This is a genomic window from Halomonas llamarensis, from assembly GCF_023555005.1.
In the GTDB taxonomy this organism is placed as follows: Bacteria; Pseudomonadota; Gammaproteobacteria; order Pseudomonadales; family Halomonadaceae; genus Vreelandella; species Vreelandella llamarensis.
The window spans coordinates 1-234 of record NZ_JAMJPJ010000173.1 but is presented as its reverse complement, the minus strand read 5'-3'; the positions used below and the strand labels follow the sequence as shown (position 1 = coordinate 234).

The window sequence follows — 234 nt, the reverse complement described above, 5'->3', positions numbered from 1 at the left end:
GCTGGTGGGTCGCGCCACCTGCATCGGTCATGGTCGTGGGGCGGTCGGGCAGGTCGGTATCGTCGTAGGCAAAAGCGGTAGTGCCTTCCGGCCCGGTGACCGCCAGCGGATGGCCGAGGTCGTTACGTGTGATCTGCCAGCGCTGATTCTCAGGGCCTTCAATACTCACCGGCTGCCCGAGCGCATCCCGCTCAATGGCCCAGCGCGTGCCGTCCGGGCCGGTCTGGGCAATGA

The 234-nt window shown here is 67.1% G+C and carries 1 protein-coding gene; it reads right to left on the bottom strand.

The features are described from left to right. The coding region (locus M8006_RS18085) for a hypothetical protein (protein ID WP_250084629.1) at nucleotides 1-234 on the bottom strand (234 nt) is incomplete at both ends.